We start from the raw sequence: 7,924 nt of genomic DNA, 5'->3' as shown, positions 1-7,924 counted from the left end.
ATCTAGCTCGCGGTTGTGGCGTGCACCGTCTGCTCGCGAATGCGCATCCGACCAATCCTGCGCTGCGATCTCATCTGCGAGGGCTTGGGCGATGGTACTGAGCTTTCTCATTTTGCACTCTTCTCCTTTTGTGGCTGCCTACCAACCACGGTGTTCTCGCCGTTCGGCGAGGAATCTCACAGTACATGCGATGAAGTCCTCATGGGCGTGGGAGGTACGCCCATGTGGTTCTCGCACGCGCAGGCGAGCGGTTCGCGAAGCTTGACGACCACTAAGCTCTTGACCATATTGGCGGGGCAGCGACAATCGGAGGCAGCAATGAGTGCGAGTGGTACGAGAACATGCTCGTGGTGCGGAAAACTGGGACACGACAAGCGCTCTTGCGATACCTCGCCGAATGCAGGCGAATGCAGCGTCTGCGGCTACCACGGTCACGACAAGCGGAACTGTCCGCGCAAGTAGACCGAGCCCGACGCGCACCGAGTCCTAAGGGTGTCCGATGCGCGTAACACTGAACCCGGCGGTGGTCACAGGGTTGTGAGCGCACCAAGACCCTGAGGAGAACGATGGACAAGGACGTCAAGCGCGCTGAGCGTGCCCGCACTGCGCTGGAGATCCTGGGTGAGCGAGCAGCGGACGGCTCGTACCTCCAGGTATCCGCCATCTGGGCAGAGTGCCTTGATCGCGTTCCCCTCACGCCCTACGAATCGGAACTCAAATCACACAACCGCCCGAGAGGCGAGATTGACTGGCGGTGGTCAAGTGCCGACCTCGTCGCTGCAGGGTGGCTCCGCAAGAACCCCTCCGGCATCGGCGAGTGGGCGATCACTCCGGAGGGCGTCGACGCACTGAACGCTCACCCGGGAGACTCGTTCCTCCTCGAGGCGCAACGCAGATACGCGCTCCGACGTGCGCGACTTCGTGACGAGATCGACCAGGCGCTTCCTGAGCGGTGGGTCAGCACTGACAGCGCTCAGCGAAAGCTCCTTGCGGCCGCCGATGTGATCGTTCAGGAAGGACTCCGCAAAGGGATGTCCGCTTTCGCTCCCGGGCGTGAGGTGTGGAGCAGCGAGAACATCCGCGAAGTACGCGCCCTCTGGAACTCGGCGGAAGCAACCGAGGGTCAAGGCTTCACGGGAAACCTCGCAATCCAGTTTGCAGACGCCACAGATGATCAGCGTCTCCTGATGGCCGAAGTCATCACACTTCAGGTGCTGCCGATCGGCTGGATCATCGGCCACGCCAAGAAGCGTGAGCGCGTCGAATCGATGCTGAAGACGATGCGGCATCCGGTCGAGATCCCCCAGGTCTTCGATGAGGCGTTCGGCGGTGGCGCGTTCAACCCCGGCCAGGGGATGCAATCACACGTCAACAAGGCGATCACCGTCATTCTCGATGTCCTCCTGGCGTGGACCGACCTTACGGATGAGGAGCAGGTCGCTGCGTTGGAGGACCCCCGGAAGTGGCGTGATCTCGTCTTAGGCTCGGACACGGCGTTCCCGACTCAGCGGTATGCGTTGCTGTACTTGGTGCACCCGGGCTTCTTCGGTCCGATCGTCTCGACGGATCATCGTCGGCTCATCCGAGAAGCCTTCATCGGCGAGATCGGCGGAGAGTTCTCCGACGACGCTGACTCAGACCTGCAGCGCATCCAGATCGCCCTGCAGCTCAAGGCGGGCAAACCGGTGACCGTGTACGACGAGCCGCTCCGCAGCCGTTGGCATCCTGATGCGAACACGGGCCTCCCTGCGTTTCCGCCGGACGACGATGGAACCGACGACGTCGTGAGCGCGGACCCACGCGGCTTCCTCCCCTCCGAGGTCGACCTCACAGAACTCGCCGGCGCGACCCACCTGCACGAGGCATGGCTCGGAAAGGTGACGAGCGCTCTGCACCGCCGCGGTCAGGTGATCCTCTACGGCCCTCCCGGAACCGGCAAGACGTATGTCGCTCGCGCGCTGGCCGACCGGCTCGGCAAACCCGGCAGCGTGGTGAAGCGCATCCAGTTCCACCCGTCGTACACCTATGAGGACTTCTTTGCCGGCTACCGTCCGGTGACGGATGCCGCGGGGCAGCTGTCGTTCTCCCTCACCCGCGGTCCCCTTCGAGAGATCGCCGATGAAGCGCGCAAGAACCCGGATGTCCCGCACGTATTGATGATCGATGAGATCAACCGCGCGAACCTCAGCAAGGTCTTCGGCGAGCTGTACTACCTGCTCGAGTACCGAGACGATGCGATCGACGTGCTCTATGCCGGGTCGGGCGACGATGGCGGGAAGTCGTTCAGCCTCCCCGCGAACGTGCTGATCATCGGGACGATGAACACTGCCGATCGGTCGATCGCGCTGCTCGACTCGGCGATGCGCCGCCGGTTCTCGTTCTTCGAGCTGCACCCCGATGTCGCTCCGGTGAAGGGCATCCTCGGACGGTGGTCTGAGCAACACCCGCAGACGCTCCCGGTCGCCGCACTGTTCGAGCTGCTGAACGAGAGCATCCGCGACCGCGAGGACCGCATCGGCCCGAGCCACCTGCTCCGGACGGACGACTTGGGCGAGGACGACCTGCGCGCCGTGTGGGAGGAGAGCATCCTGCCTCTGCTCGAAGAGCGGCACATCGGCACGGGCGTCGACGTGCGTGTGAAGTACGGGCTGGATGCTCTGCTCACAATCGTCACCACGGACACGGCCCCAACGCCCGAGATATGAACTCGGTCATGGTCGAGGCCCGCGTCGAGGACATCGCCGAGAAGGGCGAGTCCTTGGTCGCGCTCACCGCGTCGCAAGCTGCGCGTCTGCAAGACCTGAGGTTCTGCCGGGTCTCACCGACGGTGGATTCGGGCATCTGGCGGGTCACGGACGTGACGCGCGTCGGTGTGGTCGCGATTGATGACGTGCGTCTGATCGTGCGGCCGAAGACGCCGCTGCGAAGTCTCATCTTCATGGCCTCCTACTCAGGCTTGCAGGCCGAGGTGGATGATGCGTCGTTTGCCTTCGAGGCCGATCAGGATCTCCCAGCCGCGCTGGCATCCGCACTAATACGGGCAGTCGGGGAGGCGACGGGCCGGGGGATGCTCAAGGGATACGTCTCCATCGAAGAGACGGGCACCGTGATTCGCGGTCGCTGGGACATCGCGCGGCAGCTCAAGGTGCGGCCGGGTATCCCCGTTCCTGTGGAGCTCAACTACGACGACTACACCGAAGACGTTCCGGAGAACAGAATAATCAAGGCCGCGCTGCGCGCGCTGGTGCGACTGGAGCAGCTTCCGCGGCGGGTGGTCGACAAGCTCGGTCCGCTCCTGGGGTTGTTCTCCGAAGTGTCGGATCTGCGTGTGACGGGGCCGATCATCCTGCCTACGGGGTCCCGGTTGAACGCGCACTACCAGCCTGCCCTCCGCCTCGCCCGATGGGTTCTCGAGGCGACATCGTGGGCGCACGTCGAGGGTGCGAGCTCGGGGTCCGCATTCTTGCTCAACGTCGCGAAGGTGTACGAGGACTTCGTCGGGCGGGTTCTTCAGGCGACGCTGCATCCCGAGGGGTTCGACGTCGATCTGCAGGTGTCGAACTGGCGGTTGGACATGGCGGGGAAGATCCAGATGCGTCCGGACATCGTGATCTCGCGGAATGGGCGAGTGATCGCCGTCGCGGATACGAAGTACAAGGTGTGGGGCGAGAGCGACGGGTCGCCGCCGAACGCGGATCTCTATCAGGCGCTCGCCTACGCCGTGACGGCTGGAGTTCGCGAGGTGCACCTGCTGTTCGTGTCGGGGGATGTGGAGCCGCGGCGGTATGAGATTGCTGCGACGGGGACGACGGTTGTTGCGCATGCGGTGGATGTGAGTGGGGAGCCAGGCGAGTTGCTAGCGTCGGCGCGGCAACTTGGCGTTTTGCTGGCACTGCCATCCAGCTTGGCTCCCTGACTGGGCGAAGACTCTCGCGCGCATCTCCTCGGGCCCATGGAACGTTACCGAGGCACGAATGCTATCGCCATCGTTGCGGCAGCGGCCCCGTCATCGAAACTGCCGACCGGGGCTCGACCGTGCCGTCGGAGTTGAAGGACGTCTGGTCGGACTCCGTCGACGAACCCTCACGCGGGCGAAGAGCTCGAGGGCTTCGTTCCGACCGCCGAAGATCTCCACATCGACGCGGTGCACCATCTGCCGTTCGTCGGGGAACCACTCGTAGATGTCGTAGCCCGACCAGTCTTGGCCGGCGTCGTCCCCACCACTGAAGCACCCCGCGGACCGCGAAGTGCCGACGAGCTGGTCCATCTTCTCGCGTAGTTCGTCGCTCTTGCTCATCACTCCAGCGAACCGGGTGGCGGCGTCGGATGCGACGGTGCGGGCGAAGGCGTAGGGGTATGTCGTCTCCTGCTCAGCGACCAGGCCGATCAGCGCCAGGGATCGCGACCCCGTCAGCCCGAGGAACCGAACTTCTCCCCCGAACTCACCTGCTGCGCCACCCGCCGCAACGCCAACAACAACGGCTCCACCAGCACCGACCCCAGCACCACGTACCGCACCGCCGCTTCCGCAGACTCCCCCGGCACCCCCGCGATCTCCGCATCCGCAATCCGCCGCGCACTCGCGAGGTACTCCGCCATCGCTGCATCCGGAACGGTGAACCCGACACGCTCCAACCCCTGCAGCGCCCGCGCGACCGCGTGCAGCACCGCCTCGTCGCACATCCCCGGTTTCCACCCGAGCCCCGCGACAAGCACCTCCGCGTCAGTCAGATCCAAAGCCTCATCCACCGGCGGAGTGATCGCCGCATGCGCTGCCCCCAGCAGCTCGTGCGCACTCGCCGGCGGATCATCCAGCGCCGCGACCACCCGCCGCGTCTCGGCGATGCTCACCCCGGCGTCGAGAAGCGCCCGGATCACCCGTAGCCGCTCCACGTGCTTCTCGCCGTACGCGGCCTGAGTCGCGGACGACCTCTCGCCCTCGGGCAGCAGCCCTTCACGCAGGTAGTACTTGATCGTCGGCACGGTCACGCCGGTCTGGGCTGACAGTTCGGAAATTCTCATGGCCACCTCTTGACTTCGATAGTAGCGCTATCCATTATGGATAGTGAGACTATCCAATCAAGGAGACATCATGTCGAAAGTCATCGCGGGCCGCATGACCCACCGCCACGAGGGCGAGCTCGTCGTGTTCCACATCGGGATGCAGATCAACCGTTGGTGGCGCCCCGACCTGTGGATGCCGGCGTTCTTCGCCATGCCGGGGATGCTGCGCGAGCTCAGCGCCGACCCCGACTCGGGCATACTCGGCTACCACCTGCTCTTCGGCTCGGGCGGACCCTACGTCGTGCAGTACTGGTCATCCGTCGACAAGCTCTATGCCTACGCGTCGAGCCCGGACCAGCAGCACCGCCCCGCCTGGACCGCCTTCAACCGCGCAGCCCGCAAAGCCCCGGGAGCGGTGGGCGTCTGGCACGAGACCTTCCGCGTCGACACCGCCGAGAGCGTGTACGTCTCGACGAAGCCGATGGGGTTGCCGAAGGCCACAGAGCTCGTGCCCGTCGGCAAGCGGCACGACCGAGCTCAGGCGCGGTTCGCGGATGGACGGACGGACGCCGCGACCTCAATCACTACAACAAACGCCCCGTGAGCCTCGCGCAGGGCGAAGAACAAGGAGGCCCCATTCCCGGGCGCACTTGCGAATGCGGATGTCCACACCAGCGTTCACCTGGAGCGTTGGAGACCTAGCAGTTCTCGACGAGGCCGCGCGATCGCCCCCATTGAAGGCCCGAGCAGCCACCCCTGCACGCAGGCAGTCGAACCACCGAATCCTCGCCCCGGAAGGTTGCGCCGTCTGTCACCCAAACGGGGGACAGACGGCGCGACAGTAACAAAGTAACGTTTTACACGTTATGGCGGGGTTTGATCAGCAAAGGAGCAATGATGAACATCGCCGAGTTCCAGAGACAGTCATCGATGAGCGACGGAGAAGAACGCCGTCTGACGCGTATCGCGCTGATGGTGATAGCAGGGTTGGTCGCCGTCACGATCGCAGTGACCGTGATCACAGCCGGTCCCGCAGGCGTGCGAACTTCAGCGGCGGCGCCTCGGGCGGGGACTGTGGGTCAGACGCAGGCCGCCTCGTTCCAATCGCCGATCGCGTCATCCACCGCGAATGTGGGGGACAAGCTTGTCGAGTACGCAGAAAACACAGAACCGGCATCCTCCTCAACGACGGACCGCCTTCTCGCGGACGCCGGGATCAGCTCTCAGACTTCGACGGAGAGTGGACTCGCGCTCGACACATCTCAGGCATTCACGAGGGCGACGGAGAACGGATCACTCATCCTTCGTGTCCCCTTCGTCTCCACGGTGAACCTGCTCGACATCTCGGGGTACACGGTCATGTTCAACCCCGATGGGAGCATCGCTTCACGCGCGGAGGTCGTGTACCAGGCGCAGACAGAGCACTCCGGAAGAGTGGCGCTATGGCAGGACGGTCAACTTCAGCTCGATCAGATCGTGTCCGATGGCAGCGAGTCCACCCCGGTCGGGACAGCGCAACCCGCATTCAACTGGAACACCTTGAACAAGTGCCTGACGAGCGCAGGCATCGCGCAGTGGGCGCTTGTGGCCATCGGGGTTGCATGTGGCGTCATCTGCGGCGCAACGCTTGGCATCGGATGTGCCGCCTGCGTAGCCGCCGCGGGTGGCATCATCGGATCCACCGCTGGTGAATGCGTAGCAAAGGCAATGGTGTCGTGATGGCCGAACGTGTTCGTGGCACGTCTCGTGAGCGTGCAACCGTGGCGGCATTGGTCATTGTCGGCGTTGCGCTTCCGGTGATCGCCAACCTGCAGCTGTTCCAGGACGTCGTGTGGATCTTCTGGCTCACATCCTTCACCCTCATCGCCACTGCGTTGGCTTTGCTCGTGCGCGCCACTGTGCGCGAACGACGACGGTCCAGCAGTTCCTGAGCACCATCATCGACCGCCTCGCTACGCACGGTAGCGAGGCGGTTCCGTCACTCGCGCAACTCCCGAACAACCCACTACCCTCACACCATGCCCACCGATCGCCCTCGCGCCTGGATCTTCGACGTCGACGGCACCCTCGCCCTCATCGGCGACCGCTCGCCGTACGACATGCGCAACGTCTCGATCGACACCCCGAACCACCCGGTCGTCGTCGCGGCACAGGCCTTTGCCGCGCACCCCGACGTCGATGCGCTCATCGTCGTCTCAGGCCGCGACGAGACCGCCCGTCGCGCCACCGAAGCCTGGCTGACGTTCAACGGGATCCCGTTCGACCGCCTGCTGCTCCGTCGCACCGGCGACCAGCGCGCAGACAACATCGTCAAGGCCGAGATCTACGACGCCCACATCGAACCGCATTTCTCCGTCATCGGCGTGGTCGACGACCGCCGGAGCGTGGTCGAGATGTGGCGGTCGCGCGGACTGGTCTGCTTCCAGGTGGCCGAAGGCGACTTCTAACCCGCGATTCACGGGCCGTGTGGCCCCGTTTCGTCGGCACCATCAGAATGCCAGAATGCCGAAATGCACCATCACAGTGTCGAATGACACTTGAGGCACAGAATGTTAGCTCAAGGCCGCAGAGGAATGTGTAGACGAAAGTCTAGCCTTTTCCGCGTAACGAAAATGGGCGTCAGTGCGTCTATGCATATAGGCCAACGCTCAGTTGCGCCTTGACGAGGAAAGGAGGAGTGATGCTCGTTGCACCGAAGAAGCGCCGCGTTTTCGTCGGCCGTCAGGGAAAGAGTAAGTACGGTAACGGTGGCTGATAGCTAACCGGAGGAGAGGGGTCGACTTCAGGTAGACCCCTCTCCATGGAGGGGTGAGTGAGTGGAAGCGATATACCAGGAAATCTGTAAGGAACTCTCTCTCGACGCTGATGCGGATCTGATGTTGAGCAGAGCTTCATCCACGCAGATCGTAACTTTTCGTGG

General features: G+C 63.9%; 8 protein-coding genes. 6 read left to right on the top strand and 2 right to left on the bottom strand.

What is annotated here, in order from left to right; genetic code table 11:
- The first annotated feature begins 566 nt into the window (after positions 1 to 566).
- Positions 567 to 2,705 (top strand): AAA family ATPase, encoded by a 2,139-nt coding sequence (locus tag FFS56_RS20235; protein WP_137772282.1) that lies wholly within the window; start codon positions 567 to 569, stop codon positions 2,703 to 2,705.
- 8 nt (positions 2,706 to 2,713) lie between these two features.
- The gene (locus tag FFS56_RS20230) at positions 2,714 to 3,916 is read left to right on the top strand and encodes a hypothetical protein (RefSeq protein WP_164734067.1); all 1,203 of its coding nucleotides are present in this window, start codon (positions 2,714 to 2,716) and stop codon (positions 3,914 to 3,916) included.
- 90 nt (positions 3,917 to 4,006) lie between these two features.
- On the opposite strand, the gene FFS56_RS20225 is transcribed toward FFS56_RS20230, so the two are convergent.
- Together FFS56_RS20225 and FFS56_RS20220 are read right to left on the bottom strand one after the other, a co-directional pair.
- A complete protein-coding gene (locus FFS56_RS20225; protein ID WP_127011571.1) occupies positions 4,007 to 4,297 on the bottom strand; it encodes a hypothetical protein in 291 nt (96 codons plus the stop codon).
- 113 nt (positions 4,298 to 4,410) lie between these two features.
- Entirely contained in the window at positions 4,411 to 5,022 is a 612-nt protein-coding gene (locus tag FFS56_RS20220) for a MerR family transcriptional regulator (protein WP_127011570.1), read from the bottom strand.
- 70 nt (positions 5,023 to 5,092) lie between these two features.
- Between FFS56_RS20220 and FFS56_RS20215 the strand changes: the two genes are divergently transcribed.
- From FFS56_RS20215 to FFS56_RS20200, 4 genes are all read left to right on the top strand, one after another.
- Positions 5,093 to 5,608, top strand: a complete 516-nt coding sequence (locus FFS56_RS20215; protein WP_127011569.1) for a DUF4188 domain-containing protein — start codon at positions 5,093 to 5,095, stop codon at positions 5,606 to 5,608.
- A gap of 290 nt (positions 5,609 to 5,898) precedes the next feature.
- Positions 5,899 to 6,723: a hypothetical protein gene (locus FFS56_RS20210; RefSeq protein WP_127011568.1), complete on the top strand. Its 825-nt coding sequence runs from the start codon at positions 5,899 to 5,901 to the stop codon at positions 6,721 to 6,723.
- Entirely contained in the window at positions 6,723 to 6,935 is a 213-nt protein-coding gene (locus FFS56_RS20205; RefSeq protein ID WP_127011567.1) for a hypothetical protein, read from the top strand. The genes FFS56_RS20210 and FFS56_RS20205 overlap by 1 nt, the downstream gene beginning before the upstream one ends.
- An 87-nt stretch (positions 6,936 to 7,022) precedes the next feature.
- Positions 7,023 to 7,451, top strand: a complete 429-nt coding sequence (locus FFS56_RS20200) for a polynucleotide kinase (RefSeq protein WP_127011566.1) — start codon at positions 7,023 to 7,025, stop codon at positions 7,449 to 7,451.
- The last annotated feature ends 473 nt before the right edge of the window (positions 7,452 to 7,924 follow it).

Source organism: Microbacterium sp. Beta (genome assembly GCF_005502545.1).
In the GTDB taxonomy this organism is placed as follows: domain Bacteria; phylum Actinomycetota; class Actinomycetes; order Actinomycetales; family Microbacteriaceae; genus Microbacterium; species Microbacterium oxydans.
The sequence above is the reverse complement of the archived record's forward strand: the minus strand, read 5'-3'. Positions and strand labels throughout refer to the sequence as shown.

What these genes read in the sequence shown, in the direction of transcription:
- FFS56_RS20225 (WP_127011571.1), bottom strand. Translation starts at nt 4,297, where the DNA reads ATGAGCAAGAGCGACGAACTACGCGAGAAGATGGACCAGCTCGTCGGC.
- FFS56_RS20230 (WP_164734067.1), top strand. Translation starts at nt 2,714, where the DNA reads ATGGTCGAGGCCCGCGTCGAGGACATCGCCGAGAAGGGCGAGTCCTTG.
- FFS56_RS20235 (WP_137772282.1), top strand. Translation starts at nt 567, where the DNA reads ATGGACAAGGACGTCAAGCGCGCTGAGCGTGCCCGCACTGCGCTGGAG.
- FFS56_RS20205 (WP_127011567.1), top strand. Translation starts at nt 6,723, where the DNA reads ATGGCCGAACGTGTTCGTGGCACGTCTCGTGAGCGTGCAACCGTGGCG.
- FFS56_RS20215 (WP_127011569.1), top strand. Translation starts at nt 5,093, where the DNA reads ATGTCGAAAGTCATCGCGGGCCGCATGACCCACCGCCACGAGGGCGAG.
- FFS56_RS20220 (WP_127011570.1), bottom strand. Translation starts at nt 5,022, where the DNA reads ATGAGAATTTCCGAACTGTCAGCCCAGACCGGCGTGACCGTGCCGACG.
- FFS56_RS20200 (WP_127011566.1), top strand. Translation starts at nt 7,023, where the DNA reads ATGCCCACCGATCGCCCTCGCGCCTGGATCTTCGACGTCGACGGCACC.
- FFS56_RS20210 (WP_127011568.1), top strand. Translation starts at nt 5,899, where the DNA reads ATGATGAACATCGCCGAGTTCCAGAGACAGTCATCGATGAGCGACGGA.